Annotated in this window: 24 protein-coding genes and 1 rRNA gene; 17 read left to right on the top strand and 8 right to left on the bottom strand. The window is 69.2% G+C overall.

What is annotated here, in order from left to right; translation table 11 throughout:
* Positions 1–76: 76 nt before the first annotated feature.
* The 3 genes from fabG to AB0M67_RS02780 all read left to right on the top strand — a co-directional run bounded on the left by fabG (position 77) and on the right by AB0M67_RS02780 (position 2,178).
* A complete protein-coding gene (gene fabG, locus AB0M67_RS02790; protein ID WP_249950557.1) occupies positions 77–796 on the top strand; it encodes a 3-oxoacyl-[acyl-carrier-protein] reductase in 720 nt (239 codons plus the stop codon).
* A gap of 4 nt (positions 797–800) precedes the next feature.
* Entirely contained in the window at positions 801–1,574 is a 774-nt protein-coding gene (fabI, locus tag AB0M67_RS02785) for an enoyl-ACP reductase FabI (RefSeq protein ID WP_365741910.1), read from the top strand.
* A gap of 250 nt (positions 1,575–1,824) precedes the next feature.
* On the top strand, positions 1,825–2,178 hold the full coding sequence (locus AB0M67_RS02780) for a hypothetical protein (protein ID WP_365741908.1): 354 nt from the start codon (positions 1,825–1,827) through the stop codon (positions 2,176–2,178).
* A gap of 39 nt (positions 2,179–2,217) precedes the next feature.
* Here AB0M67_RS02780 and AB0M67_RS02775 read toward each other — a convergent pair whose 3' ends face one another.
* Positions 2,218–2,892 (bottom strand): FadR/GntR family transcriptional regulator, encoded by a 675-nt coding sequence (locus AB0M67_RS02775; RefSeq protein ID WP_365741905.1) that lies wholly within the window; start codon positions 2,890–2,892, stop codon positions 2,218–2,220.
* A 153-nt stretch (positions 2,893–3,045) separates the two neighbouring features.
* Between AB0M67_RS02775 and AB0M67_RS02770 the strand changes: the two genes are divergently transcribed.
* The 4 genes from AB0M67_RS02770 (at position 3,046) to AB0M67_RS02755 (ending at position 5,619) form a co-directional block, all read left to right on the top strand.
* Positions 3,046–4,326, top strand: coding sequence for a CynX/NimT family MFS transporter (locus AB0M67_RS02770; RefSeq protein WP_365741903.1), 1,281 nt, complete (start codon positions 3,046–3,048; stop codon positions 4,324–4,326).
* A 4-nt stretch (positions 4,327–4,330) separates the two neighbouring features.
* Positions 4,331–4,447 (top strand): SGM_5486 family transporter-associated protein, encoded by a 117-nt coding sequence (locus AB0M67_RS02765; protein WP_365741901.1) that lies wholly within the window; start codon positions 4,331–4,333, stop codon positions 4,445–4,447.
* A 352-nt stretch (positions 4,448–4,799) separates the two neighbouring features.
* Entirely contained in the window at positions 4,800–5,009 is a 210-nt protein-coding gene (locus AB0M67_RS02760) for a hypothetical protein (protein WP_365741899.1), read from the top strand.
* A gap of 91 nt (positions 5,010–5,100) precedes the next feature.
* Positions 5,101–5,619, top strand: coding sequence for a histidine phosphatase family protein (locus tag AB0M67_RS02755; protein ID WP_365741897.1), 519 nt, complete (start codon positions 5,101–5,103; stop codon positions 5,617–5,619).
* Positions 5,620–5,777: 158 nt separating this feature from the next.
* On the opposite strand, the gene serB is transcribed toward AB0M67_RS02755, so the two are convergent.
* Positions 5,778–6,998, bottom strand: a complete 1,221-nt coding sequence (gene serB / locus AB0M67_RS02750; RefSeq protein WP_365741895.1) for a phosphoserine phosphatase SerB — start codon at positions 6,996–6,998, stop codon at positions 5,778–5,780.
* A 404-nt stretch (positions 6,999–7,402) separates the two neighbouring features.
* On the opposite strand from serB, the gene AB0M67_RS02745 reads away from it, so the two are divergent.
* Entirely contained in the window at positions 7,403–10,003 is a 2,601-nt protein-coding gene (locus AB0M67_RS02745; protein ID WP_365741893.1) for an FHA domain-containing protein, read from the top strand.
* A 109-nt stretch (positions 10,004–10,112) separates the two neighbouring features.
* Here AB0M67_RS02745 and AB0M67_RS02740 read toward each other — a convergent pair whose 3' ends face one another.
* From AB0M67_RS02740 to AB0M67_RS02730, 3 genes are all read right to left on the bottom strand, one after another.
* Complete coding sequence (locus AB0M67_RS02740; RefSeq protein WP_365741891.1) at positions 10,113–10,838, bottom strand: transglycosylase SLT domain-containing protein; 726 nt, start codon at positions 10,836–10,838, stop codon at positions 10,113–10,115.
* Positions 10,839–11,113: 275 nt separating this feature from the next.
* Entirely contained in the window at positions 11,114–12,205 is a 1,092-nt protein-coding gene (locus AB0M67_RS02735; protein ID WP_365741888.1) for an S-adenosylmethionine:tRNA ribosyltransferase-isomerase, read from the bottom strand.
* Positions 12,202–12,897, bottom strand: coding sequence for an SDR family oxidoreductase (locus AB0M67_RS02730; protein ID WP_365741886.1), 696 nt, complete (start codon positions 12,895–12,897; stop codon positions 12,202–12,204). The genes AB0M67_RS02735 and AB0M67_RS02730 overlap by 4 nt, the downstream gene beginning before the upstream one ends.
* A gap of 208 nt (positions 12,898–13,105) precedes the next feature.
* Between AB0M67_RS02730 and AB0M67_RS02725 the strand changes: the two genes are divergently transcribed.
* The 3 genes from AB0M67_RS02725 (at position 13,106) to AB0M67_RS02715 (ending at position 15,337) form a co-directional block, all read left to right on the top strand.
* Positions 13,106–14,251 (top strand): GAF domain-containing sensor histidine kinase, encoded by a 1,146-nt coding sequence (locus tag AB0M67_RS02725; protein ID WP_365741884.1) that lies wholly within the window; start codon positions 13,106–13,108, stop codon positions 14,249–14,251.
* Positions 14,252–14,258: 7 nt separating this feature from the next.
* On the top strand, positions 14,259–14,921 hold the full coding sequence (locus AB0M67_RS02720) for a response regulator transcription factor (RefSeq protein WP_365742832.1): 663 nt from the start codon (positions 14,259–14,261) through the stop codon (positions 14,919–14,921).
* 167 nt (positions 14,922–15,088) lie between these two features.
* Entirely contained in the window at positions 15,089–15,337 is a 249-nt protein-coding gene (locus AB0M67_RS02715; protein WP_249950544.1) for a chaplin, read from the top strand.
* A gap of 121 nt (positions 15,338–15,458) precedes the next feature.
* Here the strand turns inward: AB0M67_RS02715 and AB0M67_RS02710 are convergent, their stop codons facing one another.
* Positions 15,459–16,256 carry a hypothetical protein gene (locus tag AB0M67_RS02710; protein WP_365741881.1) on the bottom strand — a complete coding sequence of 266 codons (798 nt, stop codon included), beginning with the start codon at positions 16,254–16,256 and terminating at the stop codon, positions 15,459–15,461.
* A gap of 126 nt (positions 16,257–16,382) precedes the next feature.
* On the opposite strand from AB0M67_RS02710, the gene AB0M67_RS02705 reads away from it, so the two are divergent.
* The 4 genes from AB0M67_RS02705 to AB0M67_RS02690 all read left to right on the top strand — a co-directional run bounded on the left by AB0M67_RS02705 (position 16,383) and on the right by AB0M67_RS02690 (position 19,541).
* A complete protein-coding gene (locus AB0M67_RS02705) occupies positions 16,383–17,174 on the top strand; it encodes an ABC transporter ATP-binding protein (protein WP_365741879.1) in 792 nt (263 codons plus the stop codon).
* A 79-nt stretch (positions 17,175–17,253) separates the two neighbouring features.
* Positions 17,254–17,682, top strand: a complete 429-nt coding sequence (locus AB0M67_RS02700) for an NfeD family protein (protein ID WP_365741877.1) — start codon at positions 17,254–17,256, stop codon at positions 17,680–17,682.
* Between the two features lie 90 nt (positions 17,683–17,772).
* Positions 17,773–18,702, top strand: coding sequence for an SPFH domain-containing protein (locus AB0M67_RS02695; RefSeq protein WP_129769718.1), 930 nt, complete (start codon positions 17,773–17,775; stop codon positions 18,700–18,702).
* Positions 18,703–18,764: 62 nt separating this feature from the next.
* On the top strand, positions 18,765–19,541 hold the full coding sequence (locus tag AB0M67_RS02690; protein ID WP_365741874.1) for a sulfite exporter TauE/SafE family protein: 777 nt from the start codon (positions 18,765–18,767) through the stop codon (positions 19,539–19,541).
* A gap of 130 nt (positions 19,542–19,671) precedes the next feature.
* On the opposite strand, the gene AB0M67_RS02685 is transcribed toward AB0M67_RS02690, so the two are convergent.
* Together AB0M67_RS02685 and AB0M67_RS02680 are read right to left on the bottom strand one after the other, a co-directional pair.
* Positions 19,672–20,184, bottom strand: coding sequence for an HNH endonuclease (locus AB0M67_RS02685; RefSeq protein WP_365741872.1), 513 nt, complete (start codon positions 20,182–20,184; stop codon positions 19,672–19,674).
* Positions 20,185–20,378: 194 nt separating this feature from the next.
* A complete protein-coding gene (locus AB0M67_RS02680; RefSeq protein WP_365741870.1) occupies positions 20,379–21,161 on the bottom strand; it encodes a sporulation protein in 783 nt (260 codons plus the stop codon).
* 73 nt (positions 21,162–21,234) lie between these two features.
* Here AB0M67_RS02680 and AB0M67_RS02675 point away from each other — a divergent pair, with 73 nt between their 5' ends.
* Both AB0M67_RS02675 and AB0M67_RS02670 read left to right on the top strand, forming a co-directional pair.
* A complete protein-coding gene (locus AB0M67_RS02675) occupies positions 21,235–21,876 on the top strand; it encodes a DNA-3-methyladenine glycosylase (protein ID WP_365741868.1) in 642 nt (213 codons plus the stop codon).
* A 527-nt stretch (positions 21,877–22,403) separates the two neighbouring features.
* A 16S ribosomal RNA gene (locus AB0M67_RS02670) occupies positions 22,404–22,495 on the top strand; the annotation flags it as partial.

Genomic DNA, 22,495 nt, shown 5'->3' with positions numbered 1-22,495 from the left:
CTCCGAGACGGGCACGGTACCGATAGGTTTTCGATGTACCAGACAGCTCGAAGACCGCTAGGGAAAGGCTGATCCGTTGAGCCGCTCGGTTCTCGTTACCGGAGGAAACCGGGGCATCGGCCTCGCCATCGCCCGCGCCTTCGCCGACAACGGTGACAAGGTCGCCATCACATACCGGTCCGGGGAGCCGCCGCGGGCCCTGACGGAGCTGGGCTGCCTGGCGGTCCGCTGCGACATCACCGACAGCGAGCAGGTGGAGCAGGCCTACAAGGAGATCGAGGAGAAGCACGGTCCCGTGGAGGTGCTGGTGGCCAACGCCGGTATCACCAAGGACCAGTTGCTGATGCGGATGTCCGAGGAGGACTTCGCCTCCGTGCTCGACACCAACCTCACCGGCACCTTCCGGGTCGTCAAGCGCGCCAACCGCGCCATGCTGCGCGCCAAGAAGGGCCGGGTCGTGCTGATCTCCTCGGTGGTCGGGCTGCTCGGCTCGGCGGGGCAGGCCAACTACGCCGCCTCCAAGGCCGGTCTGGTGGGTTTCGCCCGCTCCCTCGCCCGCGAACTGGGCTCGCGGAACATCACCTTCAATGTCGTCGCGCCCGGCTTCGTCGACACCGATATGACGAAGGTGCTCACGGACGAGCAGCGCGCGGGCATCGTCTCGCAGGTACCGCTCGGCCGCTATGCGCAGCCGGAGGAGATCGCCGCGACGGTGCGGTTCCTCGCCTCCGACGACGCCTCGTACATCACTGGAGCCGTCATTCCCGTTGACGGCGGATTGGGCATGGGTCACTGATCACATGAGTGGAATCCTCGCCGGCAAGCGCATTCTCGTCACGGGTGTTCTCACCGAGTCCTCCATCGCCTTCCACGCCGCCAAGGTGGCGCAGGAGGAGGGCGCGGAGGTCATCCTCACCGGCTTCGGCCGGCTCACGCTCGTCGAGCGCATCGCGAAGCGGCTGCCCAAGCCCGCCCCGGTCATCGAGCTGGACGTCACCAACCAGGAGCACCTGGACGGACTGGCCGACCGGATCCGTGAGTACCAGGGCGAAGGCGGGGCCGGGCTCGACGGCATCGTGCACTCGATCGCCTTCGGCCCGCAGGGCGCCTTCAACTTCCTTGAGGGCTCATGGGAGGACGTCGGCACGGCCGTGCATGTCTCGGCGTACTCGCTGAAGTCGCTGACCATGGCCTGTCTGCCGCTGATGGGACGCGGCGGCTCGGTCGTCGGGCTGACCTTCGACGCGCAGGTGGCCTGGCCCAAGTACGACTGGATGGGTGTCGCCAAGGCGGCGCTCGAATCCACCAACCGCTATCTCGCCCGTGACCTGGGCGCGCGGAACGTCCGCTGCAATCTGATCTCGGCCGGTCCGATCAAGTCGATGGCCGCCAAGTCCATCCCGGGCTTCGAGGAGCTCGCGGACGTGTGGAACCACCGCGCCCCGATCGGCTGGGACCTGGCCGACCCGGAGCCGGCCGGCCGCGGTGTCGTCGGTCTGCTGTCGGACTTCTTCCCGAAGACCACGGGCGAGATCGTCCATGTCGACGGTGGCGTGCACATGATGGGTGCCTGACGCCCGTACCGCGTACGCGGACCCCGGAAGCCGCGCGACCGTCCAGGAGACGGCGCGCGGCTTCCGCGCGTGACGCGCCCGGACGTGCCCGGACGTGCCGGCCACGTCGACGTCCGCCCGAGTCAGCCCGCGTCCGTTCGCGACCGCCCGCGTCCGCCCGCGTCCGCCCCGAGTCGAAAAGAGCGGCGACGCACCGCACACTGAGCGAACCGGGGTCGTCCGGTCATCGTGGGCCAGGAGGTGTGTGCGCATGCGCCCGCTGCGTCGCCGTACGACAGCGCTCACGACAGCCGCTCTGCTCACGACGGGACTCGCGGTCACCCTGACCGGTGGGCCGAGCGCCGGAGCCGTCGCGAACCCCGGCGAATCCGACCGCTTCCACGCCTCCTGCCGTACGACGGTGGAGGGCTCGCGCGCCACCGTGTCCTGCCACAACCCGTACCCGGAGACCGACCGGATACGGCTGCACGTGGAGTGCGCGCGCTGGTGGGACATCGACGCCGACAGCGCGCCCGTGGATCTCGAACCGGCCGGGTACGCCGAGCTGACCAACCGGTGCTGGAAGGAGATACGCGAGGTGTGGATCACCCATGAGCGGCCCTGACCTGCTCACCCCTGACGCGCTGCCCGTACCGGGCCCGGCTCAGACCCGTTCCCCCAGGCAGCCGAGGCCATGGCCGGCGGCCTCGGCCCCCGCCGTCTCCACATCGCCCGCCCGGATCGCCGCCACCAGCCGCGCGTGGTCCATATGGTTCTCCGGCCGCAGCTCCCGCCCCACGATGTCGCGGAGGTGGTCGCGCAGCAGATGGCCCAGATCCGCGTAGACGGCCGTCAGCACATCGTTGTGCGAGGCCGCGACGACCGCCATGTGCAGGCTCGCGTCGGCCCCGACGAACACCTCCGCGTCGCCCGAGTCCCATGCCTCCTCGCGCCGGGCGAGCAGCGTGTCCAACTGCCGCAGATCCCGCTCCGTACGGCGCTCCGCCGCCATTCGCGCGGCCGATGACTCCAGCGTGGAACGCAGCTCCAGGACATGTCTCGGATCGGCGGTCGCGAACCTGCGGTGCATCACCCCCGCCAGTTCGCTGGTCGCGACGACATACGTCCCCGAGCCCTGGCGGATGTCCAGCAGACCGTTGTGGGCGAGCGCGCGCACCGCCTCACGGACGGTGTTACGGGCCACCCCGAGCAGCTCGACCAGCTCGGGTTCGGTGGGGATACGTGAGCCCACCGGCCATTCCCCCGAGGTGATCTGATTCCGCAGCTCGCTGATCACTTGGTCGGAGAGCGCGGAGCGGCGGGGGGAGTTCAGCGGCATGATGCTCCTTGGTGTGGACAACCAATCATCCCATGATTCTATGATGGCTCCATGTCCGACGAGCCGCAGACACAGATACAGCAGATACAGCTCCCGCCGCCAGCGCCCCCCGGGTCTCAGGCGCCTGTGAGAACCCCGAGCCGGACGCCGTCCATGTCCGCCGACTCCCCGGGGCCGTCGGCCGGAGCCTGGCTCACCCGGCTTCTCGTCGTCGGACTCGTCCTCACCGCCCTCAATCTCCGTCCCGCCATCACCAGCCTCGGCGCGCTGCTCGAAGAGGTACGGGACGGGCTGCACATGAGCGGCAGCGTCGCGGGCGTCCTCACCTCCGTACCGCCGTTCTGCTTCGCGCTCTTCGGCTTCGCGGCCCCCCGGCTGGCCCGGCGCTTCGGCCCCGGCGCGGTCGTCTGCGCGGGCATGGTGGCGATCACGGCAGGGCTGCTGATCCGTCCCTTCGCCGGCGGCACGGTCGGCTTCCTCGCCGCGAGCGCGCTCGCGCTCATGGGTATCGCCGTCAGCAATGTGCTGATGCCGGTGATCGTCAAGCGGTACTTCCCCGACCGCGTCGGCACGATGACCGGGCTGTACTCGATGGCCCTGGCGCTCGGCACGGCCCTCGCTGCCGCCGTGACCGTTCCCATGACCGAGGCGCTGGGTGGCAGTTGGCGTACGGGGCTCGGGGTGTGGGCCGCACTCGCCGCGCTCGCGGTACTGCCCTGGCTGGGCGTCGTCCGCGCTCGCGGCGCCGCCGCTCGGACGTCCGCTCCGACATCACCGTCTCCCTCGTCCGATCTCCCGGCCGCGGCGCCGGCGTCGGCCCCGGCCCCGGCCCCGGCTTCGGAGCTGAGCCTCGTGCGCAGCCGTACCGCCTGGGGGCTCGCCTGTTTCTTCGGCCTCCAGGCCACCGGCGCGTACATCATCATGGGCTGGATGCCACAGATCTTCCGCGACGCGGGGATCTCGGCGGGCACGGCAGGGCTGCTGCTCGCCGTCATCATGGTGATGGGGGTGCCACTGGCCTTCGTGATCCCCCGGACGGCCGCGCGCATGAAGAACCAGGGCCCGATCGTCATCGCCCTGGGGCTCTGCGGACTGGGCGCCTACGCGGGCCTGTACTTCGCCCCGGCCGAGGGCGCCTGGGTCTGGGCCGTGCTGCTGGGGATCTCGGGCTGCTCCTTCCCGCTGGCCCTCACCATGATCGGCATGCGCTCCAGGACCGGCGCGGGCGTCGTACGCCTCTCCGCCTTCGCCCAGAGCACCGGCTATCTGATCTCGATCCCGGGCCCGCTGCTGGTCGGCGTGTTGTACCAGCACACCGGTGGTTCGGGGCTGCCGATCGCGCTGATGGCGATGTTCCTGCTGCCGCAGATGGTGGCGGGCGTCGTGGCGGGCAGGGACCGGACGATAGAGGACGAGGCCCGGATGCGAGACTGACCGTATGCCAGTCCTTGACCCGAATCCTCAGAACGGCCAGCGGAAGCTGCTCCTCGTCTTCGGCACGATCATCGGCATCATGGTGATCATCAGCATCATCGCCTCCATCGCCAGTCCGTGATCCCTTCGAGGGTCGCTTCGCCTCCGGGGCTCACAAAGGCGGGGGTTTGGGTGCCAATCGGTTCCGGGTGCCGTCTTTCCGGTGGCGAGTGAGCCGAAGGGCGCGCCGCTGTCGAAAGGGAGAGCGCGCGCAGGCCCCGAGGTACGAGGGAGCGAGCACGGTCGACCGTCGACAGGGGCATAAAGCGCCCGGAGGCGAACCGAGCCCCCAAAAAGCAAAGAGGTAGGGCTAGCACCACCGTCCCCTAGGGGGTCAGGGTCAGGGTCGAGTGGGTGGGTCACCGGATGGGATCCGGGAGCCATGATCCGTAGGTTTGAGGTACCTCGACAACCGCAGACCTACGGAGGCGGCCATGCCGGCCCGAACCCGCTCCCGGTTCCACCCGCGCTCCTCCTCCGACCGCGTCGAGATCCGGCTGCCGTGGTGGTCCGTGGCGCTGCCCGTCGTCGCCTTCGTCGTGTTGTTCCTGCTGATGGCGGATCCCGGCCAGGCGCACGCCGCGACCGACGACGCCACGGTGGGCCGGATCCTGGAGCACATTCATCTGACCTTGGGGCGGTAGTGCGGGACCGTCGCGGGGAGCGTTCACCCGTGCTGGGGCCGTGCGTCAACACCCTGCGCCCGATGGCGCGTTTCATGCGAAGCTGGAATGCATGAGCGCCGAAACAGCCCGCAGGATCGTCCTACTCCGGCACGCGAAGGCCGACTGGCCGGACGTGTCCGATCACGAACGGCCGCTCGCCGATCGCGGCCGAGCGGATGCCTCCGTGGCCGGCCGACGGCTGGCCGAAACCGGTATCTCCGTCGACCTGGCTCTCTGCTCGACCTCGCTCAGGACCCGCGAGACCTGGAAGCTGGCGGTGCAGGAGCTGCCGCAGCGTCCCAGGACGGTGTACGAGGACCGGGTCTACGATGCCGGCCTCGGTGAACTGATCGCGCTGCTGAACGAGACGCCCGACGAGGTGAACGATCTGCTACTGGTCGGTCACAACCCGGGTATGCACGCACTGGCCGACGCGCTCTCGGGCGAGGGGGAGGGCGGCACCATCGCCCGGATGACCAGGACCGGCTTCCCGACCGCGTCCTTCGCCGTGATCGTCCTCAACGGCAGCTGGAAGTCGGTGGAGCACGGCGTGGGCAAGCTCGTGGATTTCTGGAGCCCGCACGACTGACCCGGTCGGCGACCGACCGGTCGGCGAACCGACCCGGTCGACGGTCGGCGGCCGGTCCGACCGGACCGGCCGACCCGTACGCCCGTCCATCTGTCCGTTCACGTTCATGGAGAAGGCCCCGGCACACGCACCGTGCGCCGGGGCCTTTCCGCGTACGGTCAGACGTCCTCGCCGTCCGCCGACTCGACCTCTTCCCGGGTGATGCCCAGCAGATAGAGCACGGTGTCCAGGAACGGCACATTCACCGCCGTGTGGGCGGCCTCGCGGACGACGGGCTTGGCGTTGAAGGCCACGCCGAGCCCCGCCGCGTTCAGCATGTCGAGATCGTTCGCGCCGTCGCCGATCGCGACGGTCTGCGCCAGCGGCACCCCCGCCTCGGCGGCGAACCGGCGCAGCAGCCGGGCCTTGCCCGCGCGGTCGACGATCTCGCCCACCACGCGTCCGGTGAGCTTGCCGTCCACGATCTCCAGGGTGTTGGCGGCGGCGAAATCCAGCCCGAGCTGCTCCTGGAGGGCGTCGGTGACCTGGGTGAATCCACCGGAGACGACCCCGACTTGGTAACCGAGCCGCTTGAGCGTACGGATCAGGGTGCGGGCGCCGGGGGTGAGCCTGACCTCGGCCCGTACCTTCTCCACCACCGACGCGTCCAGCCCGGCCAGCAGCGCCACCCGGGCGTGCAGGGACTGCTCGAAGTCCAGCTCCCCGAGCATCGCCCGGGAGGTGACCTCGGCGACCTCGGCCTCGCAGCCGGCATGGGCCGCGAAGAGTTCGATGACCTCGTCCTGGATCAGGGTCGAGTCGACATCCATCACCACCAGCCGCTGCGCCCGGCGGTGCAGCCCGGCCGAGACGACGGCGACATCGACGCCGATCTCGGATCCGGTGGTGGCCAGTGCGGTGCGCAGTGGTTCGGTCTCCACCCCGGAGACCGCGAACTCCACGGCGGTGACCGGATATTTCGCCAGCCGGAAGATCCGGTCGATATTGCCGCCGGTCCCGGTGATGGTGGCCGCTATGACCGCCGTCGACTCGGCGGTCAGTGGGTTGCCGAGCACCGTGACATGGGAACGGCCGCTGCCGCGCGGCCGGTTGTCACCGGTGCCCGAGATGATCTCGGCCTGGAGCTTGAGCGATTCCGTCCAGCTGTGCACGGTCGCGCGCAGTTCGCCCTCGCTGGTGCCGCCCGCGGTCGGCGCGGTGATCAGCGCGCACAGGACGATCCGGCCACGGGTGACGACCTGCTCGATGTCGATCACATCGACGGAGTAGGCGGCGAGGGTGTCGAAGAGCCCGGCGGTGATCCCGGGGCGGTCCTTCCCGAAGATCTTGACGAGGAGGGTGGGGACGTCTGCGGTCCGAGGGGGCTGAGATGCGCTCATGGTGCTTCCACCGTATCGGGCGGATCGCCGGTGCGCGCTGTCTGTCCCGCGTACCGGACACCGCCCGGAACGGCACCGTCCGCGGGGCCCCGGCGGTGGCGTGAAGTCGGCGTACGACGGGTGGCCGTACGACCTATAAGGGCTGAACACGGGGTGCCGTCGAACGGCGCGGCCGGACCGTGGACCCCGCCGTCACCGAGGCCGCGATCGGTGTTCCCGCTGGCTTTGTCCCTGTTGCGGGTCCTTCCCGTGCCGCCCCGTGTGCGCTGTTACGAGCTTGTGCCGGTATCGCACCAGGCCCGGCTTTCAAACCTGGCTGCGTGCCTGAAATAGTTCCCCCCGATGTTCGCCATCCCTAGACTCCCTGCACGGGGGAAATCGGGGGACAACAAGTGGGGCATGGAGTGCCGGAACTCGTACTGGAATTGAACGGAAGGACCTGGACGCTCGATCCGTCCAGGACATACACCCTGGGACGTGATCCGCAGGGTGACCTGGCGATCGATGACGCCAGGGTCTCGTGGCGGCATGCCACCATCAGCTGGGGGAGCCGTGGTTGGGTCATCGAGGACCACGGCAGTACCAACGGTACGTATGTACAAGGCCGGCGCGTTCAGCAGATGGAGATCGGTCCCGGTTCCGCCGTCCATCTCGGCAACGCCACCGACGGGCCCCGGCTGAGCCTCACCGGCGCGGCGGCCCAGCAGGTCCCGGCTCAGCAGGCGCCGCGGCAGCAGGGCGGTCCCGGTTGGGCGCCTCAGCAGCAACAGCCTCAGCAGCAGCCCCCACAGCAGCAGGGCTGGCAGCAGGACCCGTACCAGGGACAGCCACAGCACCAAGCACAGCACCAGCACCAAGCACAGCACCAGCACCAAGCACAGCCACAGCACCAAGCACAGCATCAGGCCCACGTTCAGGAGCAGGGGTACGTACCTCCGCGGCAGCACGGTCAGGTACCGCACCAGCGGGGCGCGGGGGCCCCGTCGGCGCACGGCGACCGCAGCCCGACCACCTTCCATCAGTTCTCCCTCGGCCGGGTCATGCGCATCGGCCGCGCCCTGGAGAACGAGTTGGTCGTCTCCGACCTCCAGGTCTCCCGTCTGCACGCCGAGTTCACGGCGGCGCCCGACGGCCGCTTCGAGATCCGCGATCTCGGATCCCACAACGGCACCTACGTCAACGGCCAGCCGATCGCCAAGTCCGGCACCGTACTGCTCGGCCCGAACGACATCGTCGGCGTCGGCCACTCGACCTTCCGGATCGTCGGTGACCGGCTCGAAGAGTTCGTCGACACCGGCGATGTGTCCTTCTCCGCCCGTCATCTCACGGTGACGGTCGACGGTGGCAAGCAGATCCTCAAGGACGTTTCCTTCGGCGTGCCCGAGAAGTCGCTGATCGCGGTCATCGGCCCGTCGGGTTCCGGAAAGTCCACCCTGCTCAAGGCGCTCACCGGCTACCGCCCCGCCGACCAGGGCGATGTCCTCTACGACAACCGGAATCTCTACAAGCAGTTCGCCGAGCTGCGCCAGCGCATCGGTCTGGTCCCGCAGGACGACATCCTGCACAAGGAACTGACCGTGAAGAAGGCGCTCAAGTACGCCGCCAAGCTCCGCTTCCCCGGTGACACCGCCGAGGCCGAGCGCGAGGCCAGGATCGGCGAGGTCCTCGGCGAGCTGAAGCTCGACATCCACAAGGACAAGAAGATCACCTCGCTCTCCGGCGGCCAGCGCAAGCGCGTGTCCGTGGCCCTGGAGCTGCTCACCAAGCCGTCGCTGATCTTCCTGGACGAGCCGACCTCCGGCCTCGACCCGGGCATGGACCGTGATGTCATGCAGCTGCTGCGCGGCCTCGCCGACGACGGCCGTACGGTCCTGGTCGTCACCCACTCCGTGGCCGAGCTGGCGACCTGCGACAAGCTGCTCGTGATGGCGCCGGGCGGCTCCGTGGCGTACTTCGGCCCGCCGGAGGAAGCGCTCAACTTCTTCGGCTACGACACCTGGGCCGATGTCTTCTCGGCCTTCGAGAACTACCGCGACTACGACTGGGCGGGCCGCTGGCGCGGCTCGCAGCACTACCAGCTGTACGCCGCCGACATCGACTCCGTCGCCGCGCAGTCCGTGGCCATGCCTGCGGCGCAGCGGATGCGCCCGCCGAAGCCGCAGAGCTGGGGATCCCAGCTCCTGACACTGATACGCCGCTATGTCTCGGTGATCGCGTCCGACAAGGGCTTCATGGCACTGATGGTGATACTGCCCGTCGTGCTCGGCGTGGTCAGTGTCGTCGTCCCGGCGAAGTTCGGCCTCGGCCCGCCCGAGGCGCCCGCCAGGTTCAACAGCGCCGCGGGCACGATCCTGCTGATCCTCACGGTCGGTATGTGCTTCGCGGGCGCGGCCAACTCCGTCCGTGAGCTGATCAAGGAACGGGTGATCTACGAACGGGAACGGGCCACCGGCCTCTCCCGCTCCGCCTATCTGATGTCCAAGGTCATCACACTCGGAGTGATCACCGCCCTCCAGGGTGTGATCATCTGTGGTATCGGCTTCGCGCCCCGGGTGCTGCCCGCGGAGGGCCTGCTCATGCCGCCGGCCATCGAGATGTGCCTCGTGATGATCGCCCTCGGCCTCACCTCGATGATGTTCGGCCTGGTCATCTCCTCGCTGGTGAGGACCGCCGAGAAGACGATGCCTCTGCTGGTCATGTTCGCGATCGTCCAGATCGTCTTCACCGGCGTCATCTTCCAGATCTACGACTCACCCGGCCTGGAGCAGTTCGCCTGGCTGATGCCGTCGCGCTGGGCCATCGCGGGCGCGGGCGCCACACTCAACCTCTCCACGCTGATGGCGCCCTGGGACCCGGACAACCCCACCAATCTGGACCCGCTGTGGGAACACACGGCGGGCCAGTGGGTCACCGACGTCTCGGTCCTGCTGCTCATCGGTGTCGTCTGCGGCTTCGCGGTGTCGCGTCTGCTGCGCCGCCATGAACCGGAGGTCATGCGCAAGTAGTCCGACACATAGTCCGACACGCACGCCGGAGGGCGGCACCCCGCGTATGGGGTGCCGCCCTCCGGCGTTCCGCGTGTGGTGCGCCTCAGCGCGCCGGGCCCGGCTGGGCTCAGTAGGCGCTGTTGACGTTGTCCATCGAGCCGTACCGGTCCGCGGCGTAGTTGGCCGCGGCCACGATGTTGGCGACCGGGTCGTAGATGTCGAACGGGGTGCCCTTGACGTGGTACGCCTTGAACGTCGGCGGGATGACCTGGAGCAGGCCCTTCGACGGGATGCCGTTCCGGGCGTTGATGTCCCAGAGGTTGATCGCCTTCGGGTTACCGCTCGACTCACGGATGATGTTGCGGTGCAGACCCTCGTACGAGCCGGGGATCTTGTGCTTCTTCATGATGGCCAGCGACTCCTTGATCCAGCCGTCCAGGTTGTTCTTGTAGACGGGCTTACGGACGGTGGAGCGGTTGGCGGCCTCGTCGGCGCGCTTCTGCGCGTCGGCCTTGGCCTTCGCGACGGCCTCGTTCTTGGTGGCCTCTTCGGCCTTCGTCTTCTCCGACGCCGTCTTCTGGACCACGGACTGAACCTTGGCCGCGGTGTCGGGGCTGCTGAACTGCTTGGCGATGATCGCGCTCACGGCGGGGGTCTTGGCGCTGTCCGTCGCCGACGTCGACACCGTGGAGGTGGTGCGGGACTGGACGGGGGCCTGGGACTCGGCGGCGACAGCCGTCGTGGGAACCAGGGAGAACGTGACCGCGGCGACTCCGGCGGCGGCGACGCCGGCCATGGAAGCCTTCTGGGTCTTGTTCAGGCGACTGAGACCAGGGGTGCGTGACGAGAACATAGAGACGAACCTCTTCGAGTAGCGGGAGTCGCGGAGGCCGGATGGCCAGCCTGCTCGGGCGGCGACGTCGGCAATTCTTAGCGGTCGCAAAATGCTCTGGCAAAGGTGTGACGTACGACCCCGCATAGTGGAGCGGGGCGCCTCGATGGCGCCCCGCTCCCCGCTTATGTCAAGCTCACACCCCCTCTCTTTGGTCGACTAGCGACGTTCGTAAGTGATGTGCGTCCTATGCCGGGGCTCACATCGAGGGCATGGCAACGTCACCGTTTGTTGCTTCAGCAATGCGAACCGTGAACGGTCTCCGCCGGGAGGAGGAGATGGACGTCCCCGAACTCGTGCCAGAGGTAGAGCCCGCGCACGGCCTCCTCGTATCCCCTGGTCAGAGCCGCCCGCCCGGCGATGGCCGCGAGCATCAGCAGATGCGAGGCCTCGGGCTCGTGCAGCCCGGTCAGCAGTCCGTCCACCACCCGCACCCCGCGCCGGGGCGTGATCACCAGATCCGTCCAGCCGGTGGCCGCCCGCACCACCCCGTCCTGGCCCGCCGCGGACTCCAGGGCCCGTACGGCCGTCGTCCCGACCGCGATGATCCTGCCCTCGCCCGCCGTCACCGCGTTCACCAGCAGGGCCGTACTCCGCGGTACCTCGAAGCGCTCCGGGTACGGCGGCTCGTGCGCCTCCGCCGACGCCACCCCCGTATGCAGCGTGATCGGCGCGAACCGCACCCCCCGGCTCCTCAGCTCCGCCACCAGCCGCGCCGTGAAGGGCCGCCCCGCGCTCGGCATCTCCGCGGAACCGGCGCCGTCGGGCGAGGGGCGCGCGAAAACCGTCTGATAGGCGGAGAGCGGCTGGTCCCGGTCCGTGTACCCGTACCGGATCGGCCGGCCGTGGCGGCTCAGCAGCCTCGGTACATCCGCGTACGAGACCCGCGCCCACCAGAGCCGGGACCCGCCGGGGGCCAGCGGCTCGTCCAGTACGAGGTGCTCCCCGCCCGGCAGCCGGACCACCGCCCCCGCCGGACCCCCGGCGCGCGGCAGCGTGGTCCCCCCGCCGCTGTCCCGCCGCGGCGAACGCAGCTCGACCGCCCACCGGCCGTCGTCACCGCGCGTCGAGAAGTGCACGACGATCGGTTCACCACCCGGCTCCGGCCCCAGCCGCCCGCTGACGGCCGCGGGCAGCGTCGCGGACGTATTGACGACCAGCACGTCCCCGGCCCGCAGCTGCCCGGGCAGCTCCCGGAAGGCGTGGTGCGTGACGCCCGTACCCCGGGAGACCAGCAGCCGTACGTCGTCCCTGCCCGACCCGCGCTGCTCCGCCGGGACCCGCGCCGACAGCTCCTCGGGCACCCGGAGCGCCGGCAGGACGTTCACCTCGGCTCCAGCAGCGCGGGGGCCGCGTACCGGCCGCTCACCGGGCGCCGCTCCAGCAGCCGCAGGAAGCCGGGCACCACCGACGCCGGCTCGGGGCGCGGGTCCGGGTCGTCCGGCACGGCCGCCGCGTACAGATCCGTCCCCATGTCGCCCGGATCCACCGTCCACACCCGCAGCCCCGGTTCCTCGACCGCGAGCACGGCGGCGAGATGGTCCAGCGCCGCCTTGGACGCGCCGTATCCGCCCCAGGTCTCGTACGCCTCCGCCGCCGCGTCGGAACTCACCGCGATCACCGCGCCCGCCGCACTCGCCCGCAACAGCGGCAGCGCCTCCTGCACCAGCCCCAGCGCCGCCACCACATTGGTCTCCAGCGCCGTCCGCAGCCCGTCGAGCGGCAGTGCGTCCAGCCGTACCAGCGGCTCGGCGCCCAGCGCGCTGGCGTTGCTCACCACCAGATCGAGCGCCCCCAGCTCCGCCGCCGCGGCCACCAGCTCCGCGCGGTGCCCGGCGTCCGTGACATCGCCACTGATCGCCGTGACCCGGGTCCCGTGCGCCGAGACCTCGGCGGCCGTCCCGTCCAGTACGCGCGGGGTCCTGGCGTCCAGCACCAGATCCCAGCCGCGCCGGGCCAGCGCGTCGGCGAGCGCGCGCCCCAGCCCCTTGGAAGCCCCTGTGATGATCGCTACCGGCATGATCTCCGCTCCTTCTCCCGCACGCGCCCGTTCCCGCCCGACGAGCCCAACGTAGGAAGGGGACGGCCCCCGACGCCTCGTGCGCCGGGACCGTCCCACCAGGGCACTTCGTCCTACTCCCGGCCTCCGTGGACCTAGGTCGTCGGCCCTGGTCGGAGCGGATCCCGGGACCGATACGGGCCGCCCCGCCCGCCGGTACGGTGAAGCCATGAGCCATCGACCACGCTCCGGCCTCGCCGCCGTGAGCACCGCACTCCTCGCGATGAGCAGGCATCTGGAGGTGCGCGACGTCCTCAAGACGATCGTCGTCTCGGCCCGTGAACTGCTCGACGCCGAGTACGCGGCGCTGGGCGTGCCGGACGATCACGGCGGCTTCGCCCAGTTCGTCGTGGACGGCGTCAGCGATGAGCAGTGGAAGGCGATCGGCCCGCTGCCGCGCCAGCACGGGATCCTCGCCGCCATGCTCCACGAGGAGAAGGCCGAGCGGCTCGCCGACGTACGCAAGGATCCGCGCTTCGAGGGCTGGCCCGCCGCCCACCCCGAGATGTCGGACTTCCTCGGACTGCCGGTCAGGGACGGCGACGAGACCATCGCCACGCTCTTCCTCGCCAACAAGCGCTGCCCCAAAGAGGAGGGCCGCTGCGGATTCACCGAGGAGGACGAGGAACTCCTCTCGATCCTCGCCCAGCACGCCGCGATCGCCCTCACCAACGCCCGTCTGTACGAGCGCAGCCGCGAACTCACCATCGCCGAGGAGCGTTCGCGCCTCGCCCATGAGCTGCACGACGCCGTCAGCCAGAAGCTCTTCTCGCTGCGGCTGACGGCCCAGGCGGCGGCGGCCCTGGTCGACCGCGATCCGGACCGGGCCAAGGGCGAGCTCCAGCAGGTCGCCGCCCTCGCCGCCGAGGCCGCGGACGAGCTGCGCGCCGCGGTCGTCGAGCTGCGCCCCGCCGCCCTTGACGAGGACGGCCTGGTCAATACGCTCCGTACGCATATCCAGGTCCTGGACCGGGCCCACTCCGCCCGGGTGACCTTCGACACCCATGGGATACGGGCGCTGCCGGCCGCTCAGGAGGAGGCGCTGCTACGGGTGGCGCAGGAGGCCCTGCACAACGCGCTGCGCCACTCCGGGGGCGACCGCGTCGAGGTCACCCTCGCCCGCCGGGCCCAGGGCGCGGTCCTCGGCATCACCGACAACGGCACGGGCTTCGAACCCCGCGCGGTGCGCCGGGCCGGCCGCCATCTGGGGCTGGTCTCGATGCGCGACCGGGCGAGCGGTGTGGGCGGCAGACTCAGGGTGATTTCGGCGCCCGGCCAGGGCACCACGATCGAGATGGAGGTGCCCGGTGGCTGAGCGGGAAATGGGCGGCGCGGAGCGCGCCGACGGGCGGGCCATTCGTGTGCTGCTGGTGGATGATCACCAGGTCGTCAGGCGCGGACTGCGGACGTTCCTGGAGATCCAGGACGACATCGAGGTCGTGGGCGAGGCGTCCGACGGCGCCGAGGGGATCGCCCGCGCCGAGGAACTCCGCCCCGATGTCGTGCTGATGGACATCAAGATGCCCGGCACCGACGGTATCGAGGCGCTGCGCAAGCTCCGTGAACTCGACAATCCGGCCAGGATCCTGATCGTCACCAGCTTCACCGAGCAGCGCACGGTGGTCCCCGCGCTGCGTGCCGGTGCCTCCGGTTACGTATACAAGGACGTCGATCCCGAGGCGCTGGCCGGCGCGATCCGTTCCGTGCACGCCGGGCATGTGCTGCTCCAGCCCGAGGTCGCGGGAGCGCTGCTGGCCCAGGACGAGCCGGGCAGTGGCCAGGGGAGGGGCACCTCACTCACCGAACGCGAGCGCGAGGTGCTCGGCCTGATCGCCGACGGGCGCTCCAACCGGGAGATCGCCCGTGCGCTGGTGCTCTCCGAGAAGACTGTCAAGACACATGTCTCGAACATCCTGATGAAGCTGGATCTCTCGGACCGTACGCAGGCGGCCCTCTGGGCCGTGCGACATGGGGTGACGGGCTGAGCGCACACGCGGCCGAACGAATCGGATGATCGCACTCCGGTCTGAGTATTCATACCGTCGGGTGTATGTCACCCACACGGCGCATCCTGATCGTCCTTCGCGCGTTCTTCATGGCGTGCGGCGGGCGTACCGCCGCTGTTGTTGATCACACGATTAAGGAACATCCCATGAAGGTTGCCAAGAAGGCCGCTCTGGTCATCGTCACCGCCGGTCTCGCCGCGGGTGCCACCGCCGGAGCCGCGTCCGCCACCGAGGGCGGCGCCCACGCCAACGGCGTGGCGCAGCACTCCCCGGGTGTCGGCTCCGGCAACGCGGTCCAGGTCCCGGTGCACATCCCGGTGAACCTCACCGGCAACACCGTGAACGTGATCGGCCTGCTGAACCCGGCGCTGGGCAACGCCTCGGTCAACCACTGACGCAGCGCGTCACGCGCCGCCGAGGCCCGGTGACCCCCTGGCGGGTGGGTACCGGGGCCTCGGCGGCCCTTTCGCCGGTCCCTCAGCACCCGGTTCGCCGGGCCCTCACGCCCCCCTGACCTCAGGAAACGGGCGGCATGCCCCGCTCCCGCTCCTCGACATACGCGTTGTAGGACGCCACGAGCGCCCGCCGCGCACACCGCTCCACCGGCCGCAGCGCCTCGCCCCGCGCCGCCATCTCCGACGCGCTCACCGCGCCGCCGTGGCCGTGCTCGTACGCCAGCGAGACCAGCAGCGCGATCCGCTGCGCCAGTTCGAGCACCCGTACGGCCCGGGGCGGATAGCCGGGCGCCAGCACCTCGCGCCCCCGCTCCGACCGTGCCCGGTACGCGTCGAGCGCCGCCTCGGCCACCGGCCCCGACGCCGCCACATCAAGCCGCGAGAGCACGTCCGTCGCCTCCCGCAGCGCCTCAGCCAGTTCGCGCTCCGCCTCGCTCAGCGAGGGCACGTCCGCAGGCGGCGCCTCCCGTACCGGCAGACAGTGCCACACGACCTCGACATGCTGGTCCCCGTCCGGCCCCACCGCGGAGACCTCGGGGATCAGTCCGTACGGCGCCCCGGCGGCGATCACCGCCTCCTCGGCCTCCAGCGCGCGGGCATTGAACTCCGGCGGGCCGCTGAGCCCCAGCGGATGGCCCGGCGCGGGCAGCGCGATCCGGTACCCGGTCACCCCGAGCGCCCGCAGCCGGCCCAGCGCCAGCGTGAGCCCGACAGGACCGGCCTCACCGGGCAGCCCTTCCACCCGGTGCACGGCGTCGTCGCCCACCACGGCGGTCACGGCGTCGTCCGGCGATACAAACCCGGCCAGAAGGGCGTTTCCCCAAGCGGCCAGCAGTCCTGAGCGTGGTTGCGAAAGCATGGCACCAGCGTAGGGAACGGACCTCACGGCGGGACCCACCGATGGGTGGCGTAGGTTTTCCTTGGGTGACGCGCCTACAGGCGTACCTGAAACCTCAAGACGATTGCATGGGGAGACAACGCGCTCATGAGCGATGTACTGGAGCTGGTGGACGTATCCGTGGTCCGCGACGGACGCGCTCTGGTGGACGATGTCTCCTGGTCGGTCAAGGAGGGGGAGCGCTGGGTGATCCTCGGCCCCAACGGCGCCGGCAAGACCACCCTGCTCAACCTCGCCTCCAGCTATCTCTTCCCGACCTCGGGCAAGGTACGGATCCTCGGCGAGCGGCTCGGCAAGGTCGATGTCTTCGAGCTCCGCCCCCGTATCGGCGTGGCGGGCATCGCCATGGCCGAGAAGCTGCCCAAGCGCCAGACGGTCCTGGAGACCGTCCTCACCGCCGCGTACGGCATGACCGCGACCTGGCACGAGGACTACGACGAGGTCGACGAGCAGCGCGCCCGCGCCTTCCTCGACCGCCTCGGCATGACCGAATACCTGGACCGCAGGTTCGGCACGCTCTCCGAGGGCGAGCGCAAGCGCACCCTGATCGCCCGCGCGATGATGACCGACCCCGAACTGCTGCTCCTGGACGAGCCCGCGGCCGGTCTCGACCTCGGTGGCCGCGAGGACCTGGTGCGCAGACTCGGCCGCCTCGCCCGCGATCCGTACGCCCCCTCCATGATCATGGTCACGCACCATGTCGAGGAGATCGCGCCGGGCTTCACCCATGTCCTCATGATCCGTCAGGGCAAGGTGCTCGCCGCCGGCCCCGTGGAGACCGAACTCACCTCGCGCAACCTCTCGCTCTGCTTCGGCCTCCCGCTCGTCGTCGAGCGCAACGGCGACCGCTGGACCGCGCAGGGCCTGCCCCTCGGCTGACGTCCGGCCGGTCAACGGCCCACAGTTGACCGGATATCGCCCCTGTCGGGACAGGGACCCCCGCCCCTACCATGACCATGTGGAAATCGACGCATGGGTGTGGTGGCTGATCGGCGCTGTCGGACTGGGCATTCCGCTCGTCATAACGGCGATGCCCGAATTCGGCATGTTCTCGGCCGGAGCGGTCGCCGGAGCCGTCACCGCGGCGCTCGGCGGCGGAATCGTGGCCCAAGTCCTCGTATTCGTCGTAGTGTCCGTCGCCCTGGTCGCCGTCGTACGTCCCTACGCGGCCCGCCAACGCGGCGCGAACCCCGGCTCGGCCACCGGCATCGACGCGCTGAGAGGCCGTCAGGCCGAAGTACTGGAACGGGTCGACGGCAGAGGTGGCCGGATCAAGCTGGCCGGTGAGGTCTGGTCGGCCCGCGCCTACGACGAGCGAGCCGCGTTCGAACCCGGTCAACAGGTCGATGTGGTCGAGATCGACGGAGCCACAGCCGTGGTGATGTGAGCCAACCCGGCGGAACGGTAAGCAAGTACGCCCGTGGTCTGAGAAACTCGATCATCAGAACATCCGGCAGCGAAGGGCCCGAGGAACGCGATGCCATCAATCATCATCGTCCTGGTCATCCTGGTGGTGCTTGTATTCATCGCCCTGATCAAGACGATCCAGGTCATCCCGCAGGCAAGCGCCGCCATCGTGGAGCGGTTCGGCCGCTACACACGAACTCTCAACGCGGGCCTGAACATTGTCGTCCCGTTCATCGACTCGATCCGTAACCGGATCGACCTGCGTGAACAGGTCGTCCCTTTCCCGCCCCAACCGGTGATCACCCAGGACAACCTGGTCGTCAACATCGACACCGTCATCTACTACCAGGTGACCGACGCCCGCGCCGCGACCTACGAAGTCGCCAGCTACATCCAGGCGATCGAACAGCTCACCGTCACCACCCTGCGCAACATCATCGGTGGCATGGACCTGGAGCGGACCCTCACCTCCCGCGAGGAGATCAACGCGGCCCTGCGCGGCGTCCTCGACGAGGCCACCGGCAAGTGGGGCATCCGCGTCAACCGCGTCGAGCTGAAGGCGATCGAGCCGCCGACCTCCATCCAGGACTCGATGGAGAAGCAGATGCGCGCCGACCGTGACAAGCGCGCCGCGATCCTCACCGCGGAGGGCATCCGCCAGTCGCAGATCCTCACCGCCGAGGGCGAGAAGCAGTCCGCGATCCTGCGCGCCGAAGGTGAGGCCAAGGCCGCCGCCCTGCGCGCCGAGGGCGAGGCCCAGGCGATCCGTACGGTCTTCGAGTCGATCCACGCGGGCGACCCCGACCAGAAGCTGCTCTCGTACCAGTACCTCCAGATGCTCCCCAAGATCGCCGAGGGAGACGCCAACAAGCTCTGGATCGTGCCCAGCGAGATCGGCGACGCGCTCAAGGGACTCAGCGGCGCCTTCGGCAACCTGGGCGGTGGCATGCCGGGCTTCGACACCGGCAAGGAGCGCAGGCAGGACCCCCCGCTGGACTGAGCGTCCGACCCCTTCGTGCATGATCGGTGCATCCAGCACCGATCACCGGAGGGCAGCGCACCGTGACCACCTGGGAGATGCTCGCCGTATTCGTCGCGGGCATCAGCGCCGGAACCATCAACACCATTGTCGGTTCCGGCACGTTGATCACTTTCCCCGTCCTGCTCGCGACGGGCCTCCCACCGGTCACCGCCACCGTCTCCAACGCCCTCGGCCTGATACCCGGTGCCATCAGCGGAGCCATCGGCTACCGCGCCGAACTCACCGGCCAGCGCCGCCGCGTACTGCGCCTGAGCGCCGCCGCGCTCGTCGGCGGGTTCGCCGGGGCCGCACTGCTGCTGGCACTGCCGTCGACGGCGTTCGAGACGATCGTGCCCGTCCTGGTCACCCTCGCTCTCGTCCTGATCATCCTCCAGCCCCGGCTGGCCAGAGCCGTCCAGGCCCGCCGTGCCCGGAAGGGCACCACCGCCCGCCCCAACGGCGGCCCGCTCCTGTTCACCGGAATCCTGCTCGCCAGCGTCTACGGCGGCTACTTCACGGCGGCCCAGGGCATCATCTATCTCTCGCTGATGGGCATGCTGCTCGACGACACCATGCAGCGGCTGAACGCGGTCAAGAACATCCTCGCCGCCGTCGTCAACACCGTCGCCGCGGTCTTCTTCCTCTTCGTCGCCGAGTTCGACTGGACAGCGGTCGTCCTCATCGCCGTCGGCTCGGCGATCGGCGGCCAGCTCGGAGCCAAGGTCGGCCGCAAACTGCCCCCAGCCGCGCTGCGCGGGCTGGTCGTGGCGGTCGGCGTGGTCGCCATCGTCCAGCTGCTCGTCCGCCGGTACGGCTGACACAGACGGCACGGGCCGTACGGGGTCGGCACGGGGCGACGAGACGGGTGGTACGGGCCTGGGCCGCGGACAGCCGGAAAGCCCGCTCCCCGAGGGGCGGCGGGCTTCCTCTGACACGCTCTCTCACGCGTTACGCGGCGGACGGCACCGAGACCAGCCAGTGCGGCAGCTCCGAACGCTCACCGGCCCGCAGGGCCAGCAGCATGGCGTCCGCCGGGGACGGTACGAACGGCTGGTACAGCAGCGGCATCCCCGCCTGCTCCGGCGTACGGTCGGCCTTGCGGTGATTGTCCTCCGCACAGGAAGCGACCGTATTCAGCCAGCTGTCCGAACCACCCCGGGAGCGCGGCACCACATGGTCCACCGTCGTCGCGCGCCTGCCGCAGTACGCGCACCGATGCTGGTCCCTGACCAGCACCCCCCGCCTCGACCACGGAGCCTGTCTTCGGAACGGCACCCGTACGTAACGGCAGAGCCTGATCACCCGGGGCACCGGCAGCTCCACCGCGGCGGCACGCACACGGAGATCGGGATGAGCGTGCTCGACAACGGCCTTGTCCTGCAGCACCAGCACCACCGCACGGTTGAGTGTCACCGTCGACAGCGGCTCGAAGCTCGCATTCAGTACCAGCGTGTCCCGCATCCCGCCCACCTCCCGTGTGCCGGCCCGAGCCCCATCGGGAGGCGTCGGGCCTGGATCAACTCTGGCCGGGCACGCCGAGAGGGACAACACAATAAAAAATGCCCTGCCCTGATCTCTCCAAGACCAGGGCAGGGCAAACAAAAGGTAAACGGTCAAAGGGCGGCCGGGGCCGGGGCCGAGCCTAGAGCCTGCGCTCAGAACCAGTTACGACGGCCACCGACCTCGGAGAGCCACTGATTGAGATACGCGGACCAGTCGGTGCCGTGGAAGTCGTTGAGCCCCACCTGGAACGCCCGGAACGAGTCGCTGCCCTCGGTGAACAGCCCCGGCTTCTTGTCCATCTCCAGGATGACGTCCATCTCGCGGTCGTCCGCGACGAAGGACAGCTCGACCTGGTTCAGACCGCGGTACTGCTGCGGCGCGAAGAACTCGATCTCCTGGTAGAACGGCAGCCGCTGACGCGTCCCGCGGATGTGGCCGCGTTCCATGTCCGCGGACTTGAAACGGAAGCCCAGCCGGATGAAGGCGTCCAGGATCGCCTGCTGCGCCGGCAGCGGGTGGACATTGATCGGGTCGAGGTCGCCGGAGTCCAGCGCCCGCGCGATCTCCAGCTCCGTGGTCACACCGATGTTCATCCCCCGCAGCGACTGACCGTCGATCGTCGTGATCGGGGTCTCCCAGGGGATCTCCAGACCGAACGGCACCACATGGACGGCCCCGGCCTGCACCTCGAAGGCGCCGCCGATGTTCTGCTTGGTGAACTCGATGTTCTGCTTGGTCTCCTGGTCGCCGCCCTCGACCTCGACGCGCGCCTGGAGCCCGACGTTGAGCCCTTCGATCCGCTGGTTCACGGACCCGCCCTGGAGCCGTACCTCACCCTGGACGACCCCGCCGGGGACGACGTTCAGCTCGGTCAGCTCCGTCTCGACGGACGCGCCACCGGCGCCCAGGCTCGCGAGCAGCTTCTTGAACCCCATGTTCACTCCTTCTAGTCCTGACCAGTACATACGCGCCTCGACCGTATTCGGTTCCCCGGTAGGCTCATACGCCATGACCGAGAGCCCCGACCACAGGCCGCTGCCCCGCGACTTCTTCGACCGGCCGGTCCTTGAGGTCGCACCGGACCTGCTGGGCCGAACGCTGATACGGGACACGGACGACGGTCCCATCGAACTCCGGTTGACTGAAGTAGAGGCGTACGCCGGCGCGGTCGACCCGGGCTCGCACGCCTTCCGCGGTCGCACGGCGCGCAACGAGGTGATGTTCGGCCCGCCCGGCCACGCGTATGTCTACTTCACCTACGGGATGTGGCACTGCCTCAACCTGGTCTGCGGCCCCGAGGGCATGGCGAGCGGGGTCCTGCTGCGGGCCGGCGAGATCGGCGTGGGCGCCGAACTGGCCCGCAAACGTCGAATCTCGGCCCGTCACGACAGGGAACTGGCCAAAGGTCCGGCCCGCCTGGCCACCGCCCTCGATGTCGACCGCTCCCTGAACGGAGCGGACGTCTGCGCCGGCCCCGGCGCCCCCCTGTCGATACTCACCGGTACCCCTGTCCTGGCTGACCAGGTCCGCAGTGGCCCGCGCACCGGAGTCGGCGGCGACGGCGCGGTCCACCCCTGGCGCTTCTGGATCGACGGAGACCCCTCGGTGAGCCCCTATCGCGCTCACGCACCACGTAAACGTCGAACTTGACTCGTGCTGTTCATCCGCCTAACGTAGCCCGAGCCGCTTTCAACGGGTCCTGCTGTTCAGCAGTCCCCGAAGCGGCCACCCACTACTTTCGACAACACCCTGACGGGTACGGATTTCGGCATGCCGAAATCCGGGCTCAATGGCTCGATTATGAGCCGGGCAGGGATTCGGTTAAAGTAGTGAACAGCCGAAAGGCAAAAGGCCAATCCAAAGGCCATCGGAATTCTTGAGGCGGAACACGCCGAATGAATCTGATAGAGTCGGAAACGCAAGACCGAAGGGAAAAGCCCGGAGGAAAGCCCGAGAGGGTGAGTACAAAGGAAGCGTCCGTTCCTTGAGAACTCAACAGCGTGCCAAAAGTCAACGCCAGATATGTTGATACCTCGACCTGCTGGATCATCCGGTGGGTTGAGGTTCCTTTGTAGTAAACACAGCGAGGACGCTGTGAACGGTCGGGATTATTCCTCCCGACTGTTCCGCTCTCGTGGTGATACCGGCGCTTTTAATTAAGCACTACCCGGTAGACATTCACGGAGAGTTTGATCCTGGCTCAGGACGAACGCTGGCGGCGTGCTTAACACATGCAAGTCGAACGATGAAGCCTTTCGGGGTGGATTAG

This window comes from Streptomyces sp. NPDC051662 (assembly GCF_040681655.1).
GTDB lineage: Bacteria > Actinomycetota > Actinomycetes > Streptomycetales > Streptomycetaceae > Streptomyces.
This window is presented reverse-complemented; position numbering and strand designations above follow the sequence as displayed.